At 33.1% G+C, this 19812-nt stretch carries 21 protein-coding genes; 12 read left to right on the top strand and 9 right to left on the bottom strand.

The genetic code is table 11. The annotated features are described in order from the left end of the window. The first annotated feature begins 67 nt into the window (after window positions 1-67). Window positions 68-1474, top strand: a complete 1407-nt coding sequence (locus ACW8TM_RS09850) for a serine hydrolase domain-containing protein (RefSeq protein WP_491533119.1) — start codon at window positions 68-70, stop codon at window positions 1472-1474. A gap of 26 nt (window positions 1475-1500) precedes the next feature. On the opposite strand, the gene ACW8TM_RS09845 is transcribed toward ACW8TM_RS09850, so the two are convergent. The 3 genes from ACW8TM_RS09845 to ACW8TM_RS09835 all read right to left on the bottom strand — a co-directional run bounded on the left by ACW8TM_RS09845 (window position 1501) and on the right by ACW8TM_RS09835 (window position 4838). Continuing rightward, on the bottom strand, window positions 1501-2382 hold the full coding sequence (locus ACW8TM_RS09845; protein ID WP_491533118.1) for an ECF transporter S component: 882 nt from the start codon (window positions 2380-2382) through the stop codon (window positions 1501-1503). 92 nt (window positions 2383-2474) lie between these two features. After that, complete coding sequence (locus tag ACW8TM_RS09840) at window positions 2475-4169, bottom strand: DUF2207 domain-containing protein (protein ID WP_491533117.1); 1695 nt, start codon at window positions 4167-4169, stop codon at window positions 2475-2477. Window positions 4170-4253: 84 nt separating this feature from the next. Continuing rightward, entirely contained in the window at window positions 4254-4838 is a 585-nt protein-coding gene (locus tag ACW8TM_RS09835; RefSeq protein WP_491533116.1) for a nitroreductase family protein, read from the bottom strand. 56 nt (window positions 4839-4894) lie between these two features. Here ACW8TM_RS09835 and ACW8TM_RS09830 point away from each other — a divergent pair, with 56 nt between their 5' ends. From ACW8TM_RS09830 to ACW8TM_RS09810, 5 genes are all read left to right on the top strand, one after another. Further along, complete coding sequence (locus ACW8TM_RS09830) at window positions 4895-6214, top strand: M20/M25/M40 family metallo-hydrolase (protein ID WP_491533115.1); 1320 nt, start codon at window positions 4895-4897, stop codon at window positions 6212-6214. Window positions 6215-6362: 148 nt separating this feature from the next. After that, window positions 6363-6761 (top strand): hypothetical protein, encoded by a 399-nt coding sequence (locus ACW8TM_RS09825; RefSeq protein ID WP_491533114.1) that lies wholly within the window; start codon window positions 6363-6365, stop codon window positions 6759-6761. A gap of 803 nt (window positions 6762-7564) precedes the next feature. Then, window positions 7565-8491 carry an ABC transporter ATP-binding protein gene (locus ACW8TM_RS09820; RefSeq protein WP_491533113.1) on the top strand — a complete coding sequence of 309 codons (927 nt, stop codon included), beginning with the start codon at window positions 7565-7567 and terminating at the stop codon, window positions 8489-8491. Continuing rightward, the gene (locus ACW8TM_RS09815; protein WP_491533112.1) at window positions 8478-9290 is read left to right on the top strand and encodes an ABC transporter permease; all 813 of its coding nucleotides are present in this window, start codon (window positions 8478-8480) and stop codon (window positions 9288-9290) included. The genes ACW8TM_RS09820 and ACW8TM_RS09815 overlap by 14 nt, the downstream gene beginning before the upstream one ends. Further along, window positions 9287-9760 (top strand): hypothetical protein, encoded by a 474-nt coding sequence (locus ACW8TM_RS09810; RefSeq protein WP_491533111.1) that lies wholly within the window; start codon window positions 9287-9289, stop codon window positions 9758-9760. Before ACW8TM_RS09815 ends, ACW8TM_RS09810 begins: the two co-directional genes overlap by 4 nt. A 53-nt stretch (window positions 9761-9813) precedes the next feature. Here ACW8TM_RS09810 and ACW8TM_RS09805 read toward each other — a convergent pair whose 3' ends face one another. Beyond that, the gene (locus tag ACW8TM_RS09805) at window positions 9814-10779 is read right to left on the bottom strand and encodes an LLM class flavin-dependent oxidoreductase (protein WP_491533110.1); all 966 of its coding nucleotides are present in this window, start codon (window positions 10777-10779) and stop codon (window positions 9814-9816) included. 102 nt (window positions 10780-10881) lie between these two features. On the opposite strand from ACW8TM_RS09805, the gene ACW8TM_RS09800 reads away from it, so the two are divergent. Both ACW8TM_RS09800 and ACW8TM_RS09795 read left to right on the top strand, forming a co-directional pair. Continuing rightward, a complete protein-coding gene (locus ACW8TM_RS09800; RefSeq protein WP_491533109.1) occupies window positions 10882-11106 on the top strand; it encodes a hypothetical protein in 225 nt (74 codons plus the stop codon). Then, window positions 11084-11446, top strand: a complete 363-nt coding sequence (locus ACW8TM_RS09795) for a type II toxin-antitoxin system VapC family toxin (protein ID WP_491533108.1) — start codon at window positions 11084-11086, stop codon at window positions 11444-11446. The genes ACW8TM_RS09800 and ACW8TM_RS09795 overlap by 23 nt, the downstream gene beginning before the upstream one ends. A gap of 12 nt (window positions 11447-11458) precedes the next feature. On the opposite strand, the gene ACW8TM_RS09790 is transcribed toward ACW8TM_RS09795, so the two are convergent. Next, a complete protein-coding gene (locus tag ACW8TM_RS09790; protein ID WP_491533107.1) occupies window positions 11459-13003 on the bottom strand; it encodes an AMP phosphorylase in 1545 nt (514 codons plus the stop codon). Window positions 13004-13125: 122 nt separating this feature from the next. Here ACW8TM_RS09790 and rbcL point away from each other — a divergent pair, with 122 nt between their 5' ends. Further along, entirely contained in the window at window positions 13126-14349 is a 1224-nt protein-coding gene (rbcL, locus tag ACW8TM_RS09785) for a type III ribulose-bisphosphate carboxylase (RefSeq protein ID WP_491533106.1), read from the top strand. Here the strand turns inward: rbcL and ACW8TM_RS09780 are convergent. Continuing rightward, window positions 14342-15283, bottom strand: coding sequence for an eIF2B alpha/beta/delta subunit family protein (locus ACW8TM_RS09780; protein ID WP_491533105.1), 942 nt, complete (start codon window positions 15281-15283; stop codon window positions 14342-14344). The two genes, rbcL and ACW8TM_RS09780, sit on opposite strands and share 8 nt — an antisense overlap. A gap of 110 nt (window positions 15284-15393) precedes the next feature. Between ACW8TM_RS09780 and ACW8TM_RS09775 the strand changes: the two genes are divergently transcribed. Continuing rightward, window positions 15394-15684, top strand: coding sequence for a ferritin family protein (locus ACW8TM_RS09775; protein WP_491533104.1), 291 nt, complete (start codon window positions 15394-15396; stop codon window positions 15682-15684). Between the two features lie 62 nt (window positions 15685-15746). Next, entirely contained in the window at window positions 15747-16457 is a 711-nt protein-coding gene (locus ACW8TM_RS09770) for a phosphorylase family protein (protein ID WP_491533103.1), read from the top strand. On the opposite strand, the gene ACW8TM_RS09765 is transcribed toward ACW8TM_RS09770, so the two are convergent. Both ACW8TM_RS09765 and ACW8TM_RS09760 read right to left on the bottom strand, forming a co-directional pair. Then, window positions 16443-17309, bottom strand: a complete 867-nt coding sequence (locus ACW8TM_RS09765) for an ATP cone domain-containing protein (RefSeq protein ID WP_491533102.1) — start codon at window positions 17307-17309, stop codon at window positions 16443-16445. The genes ACW8TM_RS09770 and ACW8TM_RS09765 overlap by 15 nt on opposite strands. A gap of 73 nt (window positions 17310-17382) precedes the next feature. Next, the gene (locus tag ACW8TM_RS09760) at window positions 17383-17628 is read right to left on the bottom strand and encodes a hypothetical protein (protein WP_491533101.1); all 246 of its coding nucleotides are present in this window, start codon (window positions 17626-17628) and stop codon (window positions 17383-17385) included. 168 nt (window positions 17629-17796) lie between these two features. Between ACW8TM_RS09760 and ACW8TM_RS09755 the strand changes: the two genes are divergently transcribed. Then, a complete protein-coding gene (locus ACW8TM_RS09755; RefSeq protein WP_491533100.1) occupies window positions 17797-18741 on the top strand; it encodes a PH domain-containing protein in 945 nt (314 codons plus the stop codon). On the opposite strand, the gene ACW8TM_RS09750 is transcribed toward ACW8TM_RS09755, so the two are convergent. Continuing rightward, window positions 18704-19393, bottom strand: a complete 690-nt coding sequence (locus ACW8TM_RS09750; RefSeq protein ID WP_491533099.1) for a hypothetical protein — start codon at window positions 19391-19393, stop codon at window positions 18704-18706. The genes ACW8TM_RS09755 and ACW8TM_RS09750 overlap by 38 nt on opposite strands. Between the last annotated feature and the right edge of the window lie 419 nt (window positions 19394-19812).

Here is a 19812-nt window from a genome sequence, read left to right as displayed (position 1 = left end):
TTAATATATCCAGTCAGATGTGGAAATTAATTAAATATCGAGTATAATATTTAGTTTGGTGTTGACTATGAATGTTGAGATGGAACTGAGGGAATTTATCGAGAAGACTGTCCCTAAGTGGATGAGTAAGTATAAGATTCCAGGCTTTAGCATTGCTATTGTAAGGGATGGAGAATTGCTTTATGCTGAAGGCTTTGGAGCTAGAAATGTTGAATTAAATTTACCGGCAACACCTAACACCCTTTATGGTGTAGGTTCAATTACAAAGTCCTTTGTGGCACTTGGAATTCTCCAATTAGTGGAGAATGGAAAGCTTAGTCTTGATGATCCTGCAAGCAAATACATCCCTCTAAAAATCGGGCTTCCAGGTAAGCCAATTAGAATACATCACTTATTAACACATTCATCAGGGATTCCTTCACTTGGTACTTCAACAATTGCCTTGCTGAGAGGTATTGGAATTGATGTTGGAATTCCATTTAGTAGTATTGATGACTTCTATAGGCATGTTAATGCTGCTCAAGATGAAATTGTCGATGAACCTGGAAGAAGGTTCTTCTACTTAAATGCAGGCTATAGAATGCTCGGCCATATAATCCAGAATGTTAGTGGAATGCCCTTCCATGAATATATTGAAAAGAACATATTGAAGCCATTAAAAATGGAGAGATCAACTTTTTCTAAAGAGAAGTTTAAGAAGGATCCGGATAGAATAACGCCTTACAGAAGAGATAAGGATGGGAAATTTATAGCTACAGACTTTCCCTATCCAGAAGTTAAAGTTAACCCTGAATTTTCATTTTTAGCTGCAGCTGGAGGATTAATAAGTTCAGTAATGGAGTTAACAAATTATCTTTCAATGAACATAAATAAAGGAAAATTTGACGGCTTAGAGCTTTTAAGCTCAGATTTAGTTGAAGAAATGCAGAAAATACATGTTGAGCGCCCAAGAACCTATTATGGAAAGTATGGATATGGTTATGGCTGGGGTGTAATGGAGGATTTCTTTGGAACAAAGCTTGTCTGCCATGGGGGCTCAATTCTAGTTTCAACTGCCTACCTAGCATTTCTACCAGAGTATAAGATGGGTATTGCAATGGCATCTAATATTGCGGGATTCCCATATGCAGCCTTTGCTCAAGCTGTTTTCGCAGTTTTAATGGGTAAGAATCCTGAAGAAGATGTACCCTTCTTTAGAATACAGAGGAAGATGGACTTGCTTACAGGGATGTATCAAACTTATAGGGGATTGAGTAAAGTTGAAGTTGTCAGTAGGAGTGGAATACTATATCTCATACAGAAAGGTTATATTTCAGAGGTTACTGTCCCATTAATTCCTGAGGATCCATACTTAGAGTCGAATAAATTCTACATATTATCACATGGAGTTAAGCAGCCAGTTGAATTTGTAATTGAGAGTCAAAGTAAAATCGACTTATACATTGAGAGGAATCGATATCATAAAGTTAGGTGATTTAGTGAAGTTCTAATAGGCTATTATTAAACTTTTATTATTTTCTCAACAATTCTTTCAATTGGCTTTATTAGTATCATTGCAATTATAAGTGACAACCCTACTTGTCCAAATAAATCCCTGTAGAATGAGATTACTGCAACTGGATATCCCTTAATGAAAATGTTTACGTAGAAGTAGGTTAAAGCCATGAAGAATCCACCTATCCCACATAATATTGCCTGGACAACAATGTTCCTCTTTTTCCCGAACCCTGCTATTAATCCCTCAACTCCATGAGCCACAACAGTTACAAACCATCTTGGATAACCCACCATTAAGTCTGCGATTGTAGATCCGATTGCAGCGCTTAGAAATCCAACTTTAGCCCCAAAAAGTAGCGATGCAATAAATGTTATGGCGTCTCCAATATGAGTATATCCTCCTGTGGGTGATGGGAAAGCTGAACCAACAACTCCAGTTACAACTGCAGTTATAGCAGAGAAAATAGCTGTTAAAGATATTTCAAGTGGAGTTAAATACCTGATTTCACGTTCCTGTGGAATTTTAAATGAAATTCCACCTGCAACTCCAATTAAAACTGAGCCAATTATTGAAGTGTAAATAAATATCTGCTCTACTGGCAATTTAACTATGAATGGCCTCGAATATCCTCTCCTCAACAATATTATCGCTATTAACAGTAGTAGAATTGATAAGCTAGCCATGGTTGCATATAATGGAATTGAAACCCTTAATTCTGATGATAAACTAATCTTCTCGAATACTGATGTAAAGCCTAGAGCTTGAATTATATATACTAAATTCATGATTGTTGAAACTAAAATTATAATTCCACCTATAATTCCTATAAGAATTACAGTTCCTATCTTTAATTCCACTCCACTAATGTTCGTCGTTGAATTCATTTTAATCACCATTAATAATGATTTTAGGAAATTATATTAACTAATATTCTATTTTTCATATTATTGCTTTAATATAGGAATTTAATTTGATATTAATAGCTGAATGGTGTCCATTTCAAGTATCTTAATTGTACCAATGGTTCAATGAAATCTTTAATTATTACTCCTAAAATATTTATGAAGGCTTCATATTCATCCCTTAATTTTTTGGATTCAATACCCTTCATTCTAATCCATTTGGGTGTATACTTCGCCTTGCCCTTCATCTTCTTAGCCCAATTATAGAATAAGTGGGGTGCCAATGCTATTAGATAGATAATGTTATCTTCAAAGCTTCTTTCTGGTATAGATTGTGATGACTCACTTTCTGCTAGATTTAATATATACTGGAGATGACTTCTCCATAACATTAGTTCTCTTGCACCTTTCTCAGTATAACTTGTGAATTTTCCATATCCAATAATTGCTATAACCATGCCCGAAAGCATCATTCCTAGGAATAATCCGAGGAATTTTCTCGCAATTTTCATTAAGTTTTCATGAAATCCAGGTATACCTGCAAGTGTAATCATTAATGCTCCAAAGAAACTTATGGTTAACCCTGTGATTAGAAATGTTTTTCTTAATTTTGATGGTCCAATGCTAAAGTAGCCCTGTTCCACAAGTTCCTTTTCTACAATTCCTCCAATTCTCTTTACTTTTCTCCAATCTCTAGTGAATAAGTTGTAGGAATTTCCACTATCATAGACTAGGTCTATAAGTTGTTTTTCATATTCTTTTAGTGTCACTTTAACTTTTGAATATATTTTGCCTTCAACTGTTTCAATGAAGTTAAGGTTGAAGCCATCATATTCTAATACTATGTCTTCATCTCTAGCTAAATCAAGTAGTGTAGCTAATATTTGTCCTGGATGAAATCTATTGTTGAATATGTATGATGCTTCTGCTGGCTTAAGTTTTGATGGCGGCCTACTTGTAAATCCTAACCCCTCAATTAACTCTACATTTGGTATTCTACCCTTAAAATAATATAATCCAAGCATGACTAAAGTTGTAAATAATAGTATCATTAATGAAGATTCTATTGGTTGGTCCCTAAATATGAAATATTCCCTGCCCTTCTCAGTGATCTTTGGAAATATGATGGTTACATAGAAGCTATCCTTTGAACTTAGAAAGTTTTTTAGAAAGATGATTTTAGTTAAATTTTTGTCATAATCTATTCTGTATGGCCTTGGACTACAATTTATCATTGATATGTCAAGTATTCCTGGAATAATTATTGTGACATTTATGTTTTTGAATGGAACATTCCAGCCTTCACCAACTACAGGCCAAGTTAACTTATTCTTATCCTCATCTTCAATCTTCAATGCCCTGTAGACTGTATATTTTATTATGAATGTCGCATAGATTTGCTTAGGCTCTCTTTCATGATAGATATATACTTCCTTTAGATTTATGGTTGAATGTTCTTCACATTTTTTGATCCTTGTGTCTGGAGATGATATGTCGTTAAATTTTAAGTCTTCAAATCCCTCAATATAAATAGTTCGGGTGAATATGTTTAATTCTGGATTTAAAAATCTAATTTTAATCTCCTCTCTTACACTTAATGTATTATTTTTATTTACTCTAACTATTACATTGAATTTACTTACATCATACTCTGTTGCCTTGATTATTACTGGCGAATTAGCATATATATTAGCATTAACTTTAGCTTGGAGTATTATCGGGATAAGTAATAATAGTATGAGGATTAATTTGTTTCCTCTATTTTTCATAACTATCTTAGTTATTGTTATAATGGGAATATAAAGGTTGACATGATTACATTGATTTATCATAATTGATTTTTGGAGGTTAATTTATTTAATACTGTGTCCCCACTCGTTTATGTATGCTATTTCACTTAGTGGTAATCTCTTCTTTTCCTCCAACTTTTCATCTGGTAATCCAATTGGTAGAATTGTTAGTAGAATGAATTTATCTGGTATGTTTAATAGTCTATTTATTTCTCTCGTCTTTGATGGTGTGTATGTTAGTGTTGCCAGCCCCTTTTCCTCTAGTGCTAGTAGCATATATCCTACTGCGATCCATACACTTCCAATCCAATATGGTTCATCTGACTTTCCAAAAACTAGTATTAGTGCTGGGGCATTTTCTAGGAATGGTTTATGCCATGTAATTCCCTTCTCCATCAACCATTTCTTCATCCATTCTGGTGCTCTTTCATGAAACTCTTTGTCAGCTTTCTCACATATCTCTCTAATCTTCCTCTTTAACTCGTTTTTTGTTACTACTAGGAATCTCCATGGCTGCCTATTTGCTCCTGATGGTGCTTGTCTGGCAACTTCTAGGACTTCAACTATATCTTCAATTTCAACTGGTGTTCTTTTAAATGCTCTTATGCTTCTCCTTCTTTTCGCTAACTCTAATACCTTTAATTTCATTTAGTTCACCAATAGCATTTTAGGCTTATTCAACTTAAATTATATTAGGTGGAATTATGCGCTTAGATCCATTAAAAGTTCTTGAGGGGTTAGTTGAAATAAGATCTGTTAATAATCCAAGTGAGAATATTAAGCCCAGCATTGAAGCTCCAAAATATATTCGAGAGAAACTTTCAGAAATTGGTGTTAAAAGCGAGATAATAGAAGTTGATGGTTACTATTCAGTTTTTGGAAAAATTGGAGATGGAAGACCAATAATACTTTTTATGGCGCATTTTGACACTGTTCCAGTTGATGTTTCCCAGTGGAGTTATCCTCCATTCAGATTAACTATTGATAATGGTAGGGGTTATGGTAGAGGTTCAGTTGATGATAAAGGTAATGTTGCAGCTATAATGGCTATGCTAAGCAATCTAGCCAAGCTTAGCCTTCATGGAACTGTGATTTTCGCATTTACTGGCGATGAGGAAATTGGAGGTAGAAGAGGTGCTAAGGTGATTAGGGATAGGCTTGTTGAATCTAATTTAAAGCCAGATTACATGGTTAATTGTGATGGTCATGGAATGATGGTTATAATTAGAAGGAGATGTAGCTTTAAAGTTGAAGTCAGGGTTCCAAGTAGAAAAATTAAGGTTAAGGGTAAATTGATTAAGAAGAGGTTTGAGATTAGAACTCCAGTTTATGAGACTAGACATGCAGCCTACTTTATGCCCGGAGTTGATACCCATCCATTTATTGCTGCTTCAGAATATCTCCTATATCATCCAAATGTTAAAGTAGCATCTATCAATGGTGGCTTTATTAAATCAAATGTTATTCCAAGCTGGATTGAAATGGAAGTTGTTGAGGAGGGTGATGGTGAAGAGTTCATAGTTGATGATGGTTTAACCAGTCTAATTAGAACTATAATTCCAATTGTTAGATCTCCAGTTAAGCCTGAGAAGTATAGTGATTATGGGGTCTCAATTACACCCAACATTTATGTAGAAGAAAATGGCTTCCATAAATTGGTTATAGATGTTAGAGCTATGACAGTCAACCTTGAAGATTTAGCTCCAATTAAGAATTCAATACTTGAAAATATTCCTGAAGCCGAAGTTACAATGCGTGGTGGAATAGGCTATCTATATACTGATAAAAATGAAGACATTGTAAGATATTCTCTTGATATTCTCAGGGAACTCAGAGTTAAGTCGAAAACAGTAGAGGGAGCTGGAGCTTCAGACTCAAGATACTTTGCACCCTTAGGTGTCAAGTGTATAGACTTTGGACCATTAGGAGGAAATGTTCACGGTCCCAACGAATATATTATAATAGATTCATTATATACCACTGCTAAATTCTATGAAAAACTAGCACTCAAGTTAATTATATGAAGTTAATTATTTTAAATATTTTTATATTTTTATGAATTTATAAACAGATGTTGGACTTGAAATTTCCTTATAAATTGGTATTTTAATTTATTTTTAATATTTTCTTTCAGAATATATATAACTTTTACGAATTTTAATGGGGATTAATATGATTAACAAGAAGATCCTTAAAAAAGCCTTATATATTGCTATTACAGTTGAACTTCTCACATTCTTCTCATTGACACCAGTAGTGCTTGCTGGACATATATATAACCTTCAAAAAGAATCCGGTGTAGGTTGGTGGTGTCTAGCAGAGAATGACGTATACTATAGCGACATTACTTATGAAATTGACGTTGATGATTCCTCAGTGGAAGCTGAACGCGGTTCTGTTTTCCCAATAATTTCGGGAACTAATAGTGCTTATGTTAGACTTGATACTGATAAAGCAGAAGCTTATATGGATGCTTGGTTTTATAATACGGCAACTTTCATAGGATGGAGTGCAAGAGCATATGCTTGGACTGATCCGCCATATAAGGGCGGATATCATTATACTTATTAGTCAGCTGGGATAGGTAAATAATGATGCCCTCGAAGACGTTATTCAATTTTATTCTTTTTTCTTTTTATCATCTAACATCCTTGCTTTATATTACTATGGAACTTATGAGGTCTTTTATTTTAGATATATTGGTTTTCTCCCCCGAAAGGATTACGTCTTCAAAATTGAATTTATTAATGGCACCAAAATCTTTGTGAATAGGGTAGACTTCAATGTGACAATAATTAAATTTAACTCTTTTTATCGAATATATGTACATGTGGTTATGGATTCTATGATTAAACAAGTTGACGATAATGCATCCTACTTTAATGGGAGAATTCTAATTGAAAGTATTCCAACAATATTCTTTATTGACTCTTCAATCTTCCGTGGAAAAAAGATTGTTTATATAACTTCATGTTTAAATTGAAAGATATTTGGTGAAGTCATCAAAATTGGAAAATTTCCTACAGCAATAAGTAATTACCGTATAGAAGCAATTTCAATTTTAGCTCACCATATTAAAGATGGCAATAAAGTAATGCCCATGAACTTAGCTTATGATTTAGAAAACGTTTTTCTTGTTCATTTTAGTGGAGTTATAAGCGATCCATTACTGTTAAAAGTTGGAATAAAGCACATTTGGGGAGGTGAATGGAGACTCAAAGAGTATTCAAAAAATCTTAATTTTAAATTAGTTCCTTCAAATACTTATTCTTTAAATCTCTCTCTACAACAAATATTAACATTTTTTATATTAGTTTTTATTATTGTATTCGTAGCTTCATATATCATCTTGTTAAAAAGGGGGAAATAGCTAAATGAATCATCTTATCGAGGTTAAAAATTTAACTAAGACTTTTAATTCTACTTTGGCCCTTAATGGCCTTTCTTTTAAGGTTCCCAGAGGCATTGTCGGTTTTATTGGTCCGAATGGTGCTGGTAAAACTACCACTATCAAAATTCTGCTTGGTTTAATTAAGGCTGATTCAGGCTGTGCAAAGATTTTTGGTTTTGACTGTTGGAAAGAATCAATTAAAATTAGAAAGCAAATAGGTTTTTTGCATGAAAGAATCGCCTTTTATGATTTTATGAACGGTTTTGATTACTTGACTTTAATCGCTAAAATAAAACGTATTCCAAACCCGCGAAAAGACGTCATCAAAATATTGAATCTCGTGGAGCTTGATGAAAGAGCTTGGTATAGGGAAATTAAAGGGTATTCTGCAGGTATGAAGCAGAGATTAGGATTAGCACAAGCATTAATAGGTTTCCCGGAACTTGTGATACTGGATGAACCAACTTCAAATTTAGATCCGCTGGGTAGAATGAAATTTCTAGAGATTATAAGGTCATTACATAGAGATGAGGGAATAAACTTTTTCATTTCAAGTCATATTTTACCAGAGCTTCAAAAAATTTGTAACTATGTTATACTGATAGATAAAGGAAGAGTAATTAAAGATGGATTTTTAAGCGAATTAATTAAGGATTTAAAATTCTTTCTATTTAAAATTAAGGCAGATCCTTTAAAACCATTAGCTTTAGCATTAAAAAGACTAAGTTCCGTAGAGAAAATTATATCTCAAGATGATCATTTAATAGTTATTGTATCAAATCGATCTAACTTTATAAGAGATCTGACATTATTGGCAGTTGAATTAAATGTATCACTTAAAGATGTGATTCTCCTAGAATCAGAATTGGAATTATTATTTAGGGAGAGCGTGAAGTATGAAATTTCTTGAAGCCGAAATTATTAAAGCAGAATTCAAAAGTGTTTGGTCATCTTTAATTCTCGAAATTTCACTTGCTATTCTCCTTTTATATTGCTTGATATCCGACTCATATCTGGTTGGAATACTACCACATGAAGATGTAAATATGGCTATTCAGGCAGTATTATTAGCTAAAACTACCAGTACTTTTCATGCTGCTTTAAGTTTTGCAATTATCGTATGTTCAGCTGTTTCGGCGTTATCCTTCGCTAGAGATTATGAAAAGGAGATGCTTCAAACATTGTTTTCGCTCCCTTTGTCAAGAACTTTGATTTTTCTGTCAAAGTCTGTGGTAATAATACTGGTATCCTCGATGATTGTCTCTATCTCGGTAGGTGTAGCTTTGATACTTAATCTTTATTTTGTACCATTTCATCTGGCTAAACCAATTTTAATAGTTTTTATTTTATCGTTTATATCATTAGTTTTTTATTTTAGTTTGGCAACTTTAGTTGCACTGTTAATCAAAAAGACAATAGCTTCTACAATTATTGCAATTATTTTTTCGTATGTTTCACAGGTATTGACACCGGTTTTTTCTGAAATCAACTATTACATGCCCAATAAGTTGCCAATTTTCATTTTTAATAAGCTTTTTGAAATTAAAGGCATTGGCGCCAGCATACTCCCTGGTTATGGTTTACCACATTTTCTCCTTGCTAATGCACCACCAATAGAACTTATGATAGGTCTTTTGTTGACATATTCATTTGGCATGATGGTTATTGCATTTATTTACTTTGTAAAGATCATGGAGTTGACAAAATGATGAGACAATTAAGCAAAAATTTGGCAGTTGTTGGGTTAACTATACTTCTAACTTCATTTTTAAATGTAAGCATGGGACCTTCACCCATGAGGTATTCTCTCAGCTTTCCTACATCAACATATTTAATTATAGCTTTTCCAACCAATGTCAAGTTTACCATCGGTGAATCTGATAATATAGATATAACTGTGCAAATTTTAAGTGATGCAAAGGGAATTATAACCCATGTAAATGGTTCAACGCCATTATATTTTTATGTTGATCTACCAAAAAGAGGCATTTACACGATTAAAATAACAGCCTCAAATAATATAACTTCAAGTATACCATTAACACTTGAAATTGAAAGAGTTGTAGAATATGACAAGATCTTTGCTGGGCTTATATTTCTATTCTTATCTTTAATGCTAATGCTTTTTTCACGCTTTCTTCAACTGGAGCGTATAAAATACAAATCCCTACCTGTGTAAGACAGGATTAAAGGTAAATCTCTTTATGCCATGTATAGATGTGATAGTTCAAATCAAAGTAAATTTTCATTTTTTATCTTTGGTAGAATCTCTCCTGCAAATATTTCCATTTCTTCTATGGTTAGTCTTGGAATTGTGAATAGATCAACACCCTTTTCATGATATTTCTTGATAGTTTTAATTATATTCTCAGCACCTACATAGTTTAATGCAACTTTTGTTGCTTCTTCTATTGGAATCCCCTTTCTCTTAGCAATTCTCTCTGAATACTTCATAATTTTCTCCTTTGAATCATCTAGCACTATACTCATTCCTGTAGCTAGGATTATCTCATTGAAGTTTCTTTTAACACTTCTACAATGCTTCTTAATTACATTTATTTTATGTTCTAGTTCTTGTATTAATGGGAAGCCCGCTATATGAATTATATCTGCATGCTTAGCAGCTATCTTAAGTGTTCTCTTCTCTCCACTCCCTCCAATCATTATGGGAATGTAACCTCTAACTGGCCTTGGAAAATTTAAAGTATTATCTGCACTATAAACCTTCCCTTTGTAAGTAGTATATTCATTTTCAAACATACTTCTACATATTATTACCGCGTCTTCTAATCCATCTAATCTCTCCTTAACTGATGGAAATCTACCTAAAAAGCCTAGAAACTCTTCCCGATGCCATCCAGCTCCAATACCAAAGATTAATCTTCCATTTGAAATAATATCTACTGTCGTTGCCATTTTAGCTAATACTGTTGGGTGATGATAATGTGCACATGAGACTAATGGTGCGAGTAGAATCTTGTTGGTGACTGCAGCTAATCCAGCTAATGTAGTCCAGCATTCTAGAGGATGATTTTCTTTTCCTTTTGGGTTAGCCATGTTCATGAAGTGATCTGTTATTGTAAATAAGTCAAATTTAAGCTTCTCAGCAGTTAAACATAAAGTTTTCATTTCTTCAAAATCTTTGCCTTCAGGTGGAATATGAATTGCAATGTTAACTTCACCTTTCCGTAAACTCATGTAATCACCAATAAAACTTGGCTTGATGTGCTAATAATTATATCGGGTTGGATCCCAGTAAAACTTAAATTTAAAATTCACAATTTTTAATTGGTAATTAAGATGTCAACAACTATAACTATAAAGCGTGAGACAAAAAGGCTGTTAAATCGTCTTAGAGGCAAGATGTCTTGGGATGATTTTCTAAGGAAAATAGCCCTAGAAGCATATAAACGACGTGCCAATGAAGCAGTAACCAAGCTACGTAAATCGAAGGATAAACGAGACTTCGACTTTGAAGAAGTAAAGTTGAGGTTGAGCTTAAATGAAAATACTTCTAGACACTGATGTATTAATTGACATTGAAAAAGGTTTAAGTGACCTTCCGGAGGGTGACTTGTACATTTCAATTATATCATTATATGAATTTATCCGGGGGAGACGTGATTATATTGAAGTTAAACATATACTGGAAGATTTATTCACTATTCTTCCTATTGACAATAATGTTTTAGTAAAGGCAACAGAAGTTTGGCGGGAACTCAAAAAGCAAGGGGTCTTAATAGATGATAGAGATTTACTCATAGGTGCAACAGCGATTTCGAATAAGATTCCATTGTTAACGAAAAATATTGAGCATTTTAAGAGGCTCTTAGACTTCGGCCTAAACATTTATGAAATTAGATAATTTTATTTTGTCTCATCTTTCGAGTATGAATGTTTTTTCATGTATTTTCCTTGTTGGTATTCTCTCTATTAGCATAAGGTCTCTAATGTCTTTACTTATTCCAATGACATCTAATTGTTCAGTTAGCTTTATTGCTTCCTCAAGTTTCGTTAATCTTTCAGCATAGATGGTGAATAGTTTATCCCCTTTCCTCACAAAGTCGCCAAGTTTTACATTTAATAGTATTCCTGCTCCTTTATCTTTAGGTGCTCCTACTACTCTCGCTATATGTGCTATATCTCTATTATTTATCCAAACTATTCTTCCTTTTTTTGCAGCTGTTATTACTGCTTTTTCACTTCCAATAGGTATGTCTTCTATTTTTATTGTTGGATTTCCTCCTTGAGCTTCAATTATTTCTCTAAGTTTTCTCTCAGCTAAGCCCTTTTTTAGTATTTCTCTCGCCTTTCTTTTTCCATATTTCTCTTCTACCATTTCAAATAGTATTCCCGCAAGGTTTACTGCCTTTTCTTCTAAGTCTTCTGAACCTTTTCCCATTAATGTTAGTAGTGCTTCTCTAGCTTCTAATGCTGGTCCGATAGCATAGCCTAATGGTTGTTCTCCAAAGGTTATTGCACATTGAATGTTCATATTGAGTCTTTTTCCCAATTCGATGAATTCTTTAGCTAGTTCATGGGCTTCGCCGATAGTTTTTATTTTTGCTCCTCTACCTGTTGGGATATCTATTACCACATAGTCTGCTCCCATGGCCTTCTTTTTACTTATAATTGATGGTAGGAGTAGGGGGTCTATTGCCAGTGGATACTCCACTTGGATGAAAATGTCGTCTGCTGGTGCTAAGTCTAATGCTCCTCCCCAAACTATACATGCATTAACCTTATTGACTACTTTTTCTATTTCATCCAGGGATAAGTCTACTGGGCATAATACTTCCATCCTATCAGCTGTACCTGCTGGTGATGTTATGGCTCTAGATGATGTTTTAGGTATAGTATAGCCTGCAGCTGCTACTATTGGAACTAATACAATGGTAGTCTTATCCCCTGGTATTCCACCTATACTATGCTTATCTAATATTGGCCTTTTTCTAATGCTTAATGTTTTACCTGTTTCGACCATGGCTTTGGTTAATGCTTCTTTTTCATTCATGCTCAAACCATGTATGTATAGGGCTGTAATGAAGGCTGAAAGTTCAATGTCGCTTATACGTCTCTCAACAACATCTCTAATTATTGTTTTAATTTCATGCTCAAGTAATCTTTTACCATGAATTTTGGCGTGTATATATCTTGTTGATAATGGTCTAGGTGCAGCTTTTACATCTACTTCTTCTCCATCTTTAACTTCTAATTGCTGACATACCTCTTGATATAATCCAATATAACCCTCTGGAAAGACTGTGGATATATTAGTGATTGCAACTAAACTTTTATGTCTAAATTTTATTTCAACCCTATCTACTGCATGGATTCCCAAGGATTTTGCATCCTCATTATTTAATACGACTATTAGTCTTCCTCCAGCTTCAATATGTAATAGTTTAACTTTAAACTTCATAGTTAATCCTTCTAACATTCTTTAGCTAGGTATGCTAAGTATTATTTTAATTTTAAGTCATAACTTTTTCGGAATAATCCATTAATACTACTTATATAATCTTGTTATTGAGGTTAGATATTTTGAGATATTTAGATTTTGTGGACCTAAATTATACTCCCAATAAGGATGAATTAATCTGTACCTATTATGTCGAGACAGATGAATTACCCATTACTGAAATTGCAGGCGGAATTGCCGCTGAAAGTTCAATTGGTACATGGACTGAAATTTCCACCTTAAAATCATATGTTAAAGACTTAGCTGCAAAGGTTTTCAAAATAAATGGCAACATTATTCATATTGCTTACCCAGTAAATTTATTTGAAGAAGGCAACATGCCAAATATACTAAGTAGTATTGCGGGGAATATATTTGGATTAAAGGGAATTAAAAATTTAAAATTACTTGACTTTAAGTTTCCCTCTAAAATTATTAGAAGCTTCCTGGGACCTAAATTTGGAATACATGGAGTACGTGAAATATTGAAAGTTAAAGACCGACCACTTATAGGTACGATAATCAAACCAAAAATAGGTTTAAAGACCCATGATCACGCCGAAGTTGCTTATAAAGCATGGCTTGGAGGATGTGACATAGTAAAGGATGATGAAAATCTAAGTAGTCAAAGCTTTAATAGGTTTGAGAATCGTGTTATTGAAACTTTGAAGGCAAAAGATAAAGCTGAAAATGAGACCGGTGAAAGAAAGGTATACCTGGCCAATGTAACAGCTGAAACGATGGAGATGCTTAAGAGAGCTAAATTTGTTAAGGAGCATGGCGGCGAAGCCATAATGATTGATATCCTAACATGTGGTTTTGCTGCACTTCAAACTCTAAGGGAAACTGATTTAGATTTAATAATTCATGCACATAGAGCTGGACATGCCGCCTTTACTAGAAATCCAAAGCATGGCATTTCAATGAAAGTTATTGCTAAAATTTCTAGAATAATTGGTGTAGACCAACTTCACGTAGGAACTATTGTAGGTAAAATGTATGAATCAAGAGAAGATGTATTAGAAAATATAAAAGCCCTAAAGGAGAATCTTCATGGCTTAAAACCTGTTTTTCCAGTAGCCTCAGGAGGTTTGCATCCAGTCCTAGTTCCCGAGATAATGAAATACTTTGGAAATGATGTTATTATTCAAGCTGGCGGTGGAATCCATGGACATGTTTTAGGTACAATTGCTGGAGCCAAGGCCATGAGACAAGCAGTAGATGCAGTTTTAAAAGGCGTTCCACTCATTGAATATGCTAAGGCTCACAAGGAATTAAGATTGGCAATTGAAGAATGGGCTAAATAGAATTCGGAGCTCGATATTCCTCAAAAACCCATGGATATCTCCTTTTCACTACCTCGATAATTGAGTGGGGAGAGATTATTCCTTCTTCACATATAATTCCATGTATGAAATCTCTTCTAGTTACATCGAAGGCTGGATTTCTAATAATCAATCCTTCTGGAGGATTATCCCATACTTCATTGGGATCTCTTTCTTCAATTTTCTCATAGTCACCATACATTGTTAAGGGTGAAAACTTTAAAAGCTCAGTAACTACGTAGAAGGGTGTCCTAGCTTCAGCTGCCGCTAATGCAATCATACTAGTACCAATTTTATTTATGACATTTCCTTCAGATGTAATTGCATCAGCACCAACCATTACAAAGTCAACGTCATTCATAAAAAATCTTACAGCTGAATCAACAATTAATGTAGTCTTAATTCCAGCCTCCAATAATTCTCTCACAGTTATCCTCCCTTGAAATCTAGGTCTAGTCTCCGTGCAAATAACTTCAAATCTCTTTCCCTCTCTTTTAGCCTTCCTCAACATATACGTTACAGTTGAGGAGTGACAGTGAGTGAGAATTATAGAGCCATCTTTAATTCTCCTAGAACCAATTTCAGCAATAGTCTCCTTAGATTTACTTAACATTTCTAGGAATTGCTTTGACGATAAGGATATGATTTTAACTAATTCCTCTACCTTGTCCTTCTCACTTGATTCAACTCTGTGTATTATCCATCTGATGGCATTTCTCATAAATGGCTCGGTCTCCCTCGAAGCGAACAAGATATCTTTAGCCCTCAATAGTTCTTCTATAAAGTTTCCTTTAGTCTTAGCTTTAGTCTTCCTAGCCCATTCATTCAAAACCTTTATTGCTGCTATGGCAATATTTCTTGCTCCCCTAATTTCCAGCCTCTTTATTTTATTTGAAAACTCAATTATTTTTTCCAATTTATCACAGCCTAATCCATTCTATTGTTAACTATCTATTTAAATTAAATATGTTAAAGCAAACTTTAATTAATAACCTAGTGAAAATCGTTTAATGGAGGTTGAATTACATGTTGTCTAAAAATCCATTAGAATTAGCTGTCAATAGAAAGTTTACTAAGGAAGAATTAGTTGAAGCATTGAGATTTGCCATTATAGCTGAACTTGATGCAATAAACCTATATCGGCAATTCGCTAGATCGATAAATGATGAAAAATACAGAAAGGTTTTTGAAGAGATAGCTAAAGAAGAAAAAACACATGTAGGTGAATTTCTCGCATTACTTAAAAAATTAGATCAAGAACAAGTTGCTGAATTAGAAGCTGGAGAAGAAGAAGTTAAAGAATTAATTGAAGAATAATTTCAATTTACTATTAAGCTTATAATCTACAAGTTTCTTTTACTTATTTTGGAGGCTTATAGTTGGGTAAGTTAAGTAAAGCTGTATTTGAAAGAAGTATTCTGCCCAGTCGATGTATTATTTATGCTGGCTCCTACTTTCCTCAGCGTAAGGAGTGGATTCGGAGATATTTTGATTCTTGGAGTAGAATTAGAGGTTATTGGATTAAATATGTATATGCAACTAATAGAGGGAAAGAATATTTGTTAACCTTTAATGTTTATGGAGCTTCTATGATCATGGAATTATTATACTTGCTTAAGGATGGAAACGTAGAGAAAATATTTTTTATTGGATCAGTAGGTGGAAAGTATCTTCCAATTGGATCGATAATTTTGCCAGTTGAGATAATAGAGCAAGCTGGACCAGTTTTAATTGAAGATAAATCTAAGAGGATAATTAAACCTAGAAGAGTTACTTTATCTAAGCTAAAAAACGTTTTAGATGAGGTGGGGATGAATTATGTTGAAGGTAAGGTGTTGTCTGTTCCATGCGTTCTCCACAATATTGATCATATTCACATACTCTTCGAGAAAGATGACAGTATTCTTGCTGTAGAATTAGAGCTATCAACTTTCCATTATTATTCAGATAAATTAGATTTTGAAAGTTATGCTCTTCTCTATATAAGTGACAATAGAGAACATGACATTATCAGTAAAGCTAAAACTGTTAGAGAAGCTAGAAGAAAAGCCTTGAAATTAATTACTAAAATAGCATTACGAGTAATTTAATGGAATTTTCCTCTCAATTATTGCTCTAGCTTTATTGATAATGTCTACTGCTTCTTTTCTCGTAATTGAAATTATTTCTTGAATTTCTGTTGGTGAATGTTGGATTAATTCTTTTAGTGTAATTATATTATTAGCAGTCATTTCATCCATAATCTTTCCACTCAACCCTTTAAGATACGTTACTGGATATAGCTTCTTATCTTCAATTATTCTCTCAATACCTCTTTCTACAGGTGTTTTCCAGCCGAGATAATCAATACCCTTACAATCCGCATATTTGATTGCATGATGTGAAAATTTTGTGTTTGAAACTATTATGGCACCATTTATGTTCATGTCATGTAATCTTAACTTATATCCTTCTTTAGCATCGTCATAGACAGCCCACAAAATTCTAACCGCATCTAACCCTGTCAGAGCATGATGATTATAATGGTGTTTAACTTCAACAATATATATCTTGTCATTTTTGAATGCTATTGCATCTATTTCATGGTCAACACATTTCCCTCTTATTATTTGCCCTGGCATTACTTTGAATCCTATTTCGGATAATATTATCCTTACATATCGTTCGAAATCTGGTTTTGGTTTTAATAAGCTTAATGACTTCCTTAAGTCCATTTGAAACTTGAATATTGGATCATGCTTTCCTAGTTCTCTATAAATTCTTTCTAGGATCTCCTTTGTAGTTATTCCATCATAGGCCTCCTTCTCTATTATACTGGCAATCTTTTTAGCTAAATTTAGGTTTACACCTAGTTTAATGCATGTTCGCATTATCTTTCTCTTATCAAATGGCTGTTTGGATCCATCTGCCTTGACTACATATAATTCCATTTTCTTCAACATTATATCATTATTATTTATTAATTAAATTATTTTGTGATAAACTGTAACTTTGATAATTGCCTTCATATAATCTTTAAATTTTTCTTGGCAATCTGAAAAATTCATCACCAACCATTTCTCTCATAAAAATTTCTCTTGATCCAATCCAAGACATAATAATTTCAAATACTTGTTCTTCCTCCTCTATCTTCACTATACTATTCGACCCACATCTTGGACAAATTAATGACAGAAAAATACCATCTTGTCTCAATATAATCTCTAACAGAAAATTCTCAACTTCTTTACTTAGACCACAAATTCCACATCTAAAGAGCATTTAATAAAACTCCTCCAATACTACTCTCACCATCCACTATAAATACCTAATTTTAATTTTTATGTTAAGAAAAATGTACAATCTAATAATTATGTTGATTATTTATTAATTTTATACAAATCCTTTTAGAATAAATTAAAATATTTGTCTACTTAAATAAATATTGAGATGACCTCAACTCAAGAAAATTATAGTCTTGAATTCTGGGGTAAAGAATATGTACTTGAATTAACACCTAATGAGCTAAAAATATTTACTGTAGAAGAAGCATTTAACCCTATTACAAAATTCATTCAAACAAGTCTAACATTTAAGTCTTTTAGAAGTATTAGAGAATTAAGAGTGCCAGAAAAGGTTATTCCAATCAGAAATATAAAGCGTGTTGAAAGAATTGATAAGAATTTTATAGAAGTATATTGGACTGAAAAACTAAATGACGTGATCTACACTACTAAGAAAAAGAAATTTGAATTGTTTGAAAGTGATGCTGATCGTCTGTATAATGCATTCTCAGACTTATGGAAAGGAGAAAAATTTAGTGATATCTATGCAAAATATCACTTAAAAATTTCTTATGGAGAAATAATTGAGGACCCAGAGAATATAGTTATAATTAGACGAGATGAAGGAAAAATATCCTTCATAGACCCGAAAACCTATGAAATAATGTATAAGAATAAAGGCTACAAAGCTGAAATTATAGGGAGCCGAATATTCATTCATGACCCCTATCTCTACAAGTTGATTGATAGCGTAGTAGTAAAAGTAGATGAAATATATGACATAAAATTAGAGAGAAAAAATCTAAAAAGTAAAGTTGAATTAAAAATAATTTTAACTAATGGTTCAACTTATACCTTTAAATTTAAAGAGCATTCTAATGCAAGAAAAGTATATCAGGAAATTAAAGGCTTAATACAACTTCTTGGGCCAAGAAAGTTGAAAATAAAATCTAAATCTAAAGCTATTATCTCGGCAGGCTTAGCCTTTACCTTAACCTTCTATGTAACTTATTTTGTTTTTAAGTGGCTTCAATCCGCCTTGCCTCTATCAACTCTTGTAGCTATAGCTGTCTTCATATTTTACTGGAATTTTCTAAGCCAATACCTTTAGAGTAAAGCTTATCTAAAAATATCCTATAAATTTCAAAGTAAATTTCAGGGTCAACTTCACATGCAATTGCTGAATCCATGTTTACAATAAATATTGTATGTAATCTAGCATTTCGAATTTCTTCAATAGTTACTGGTGGATTTTTATAGTAATAGTCACATAATCGTTTTATCTTAGCAAGTTCTTCTTCAACTCTAAATCTCGGTGGAATTAGGTAGATTCTAGGAATTTGTGGTAGATAAAATAGTGGAAAGGCTAGAGAAAACTTTTCAGCGTAACTGCTGTATCTAGCAATTTTACTTGCAATTCTAGCTCTAATGTAAGTTGTCGGATCCAGGGCATGCTGGGGAGGAACAAATCCAGTTTCAACTTCAACTATAATTACTCCATCACCCTTTACTCCATAAATATCACAAGTCAAGCCATTTTCTAATCTACGCTCAACATCAACATTATATCCCTTCAATAACAATTGTTTAGCTACAACAAGCTCCATAACTGAGTGATTAATTTTCACTAGACCATTTCTGTACAATTTAATTAATTTGTTCTTAAGAAGACTTATTGAACTAATAATATTTTCAAATTCGTTTTCACAGATTTTTTCATAAATAAAATTAATATCTCTAATAAATCTATTTACGGCCTTCATATATTCACCAACGGTAATTCAATTCTAAGGTTAACTCTTAAATATTACAATATTATGTTTAATCATAATTTAATCTTTTAAAATATTATCCAATAATTCTAAGGAGAAACATTTAAATAAAACTTCTGTTAATATATTAGATACCCGGGCTAAGGGTATGCTTAGACTAGCAATAGTGTCATATGAGAGTAGCCTAATACCTAATGGCCGGTCGCGAGGCTGGCTGTGAAGGTATGGGTTAAGTCTCATAGACGCTAATGCTGGTCTAGGCTTAGATTAGCTCGGGCATCTCATAACATTATTTCAAATTAACTAATCTATTCTTCACCTTCCTTCATTTTCTTTATAATTTTCAATAGATATCCACATTTGCGCTTTCTTTTCCGTTTATATCTTATACTCTCAAATCCATTATGACT

The organism is Candidatus Culexmicrobium sp., from assembly GCF_058356305.1.
This window is presented reverse-complemented; position numbering and strand designations above follow the sequence as displayed.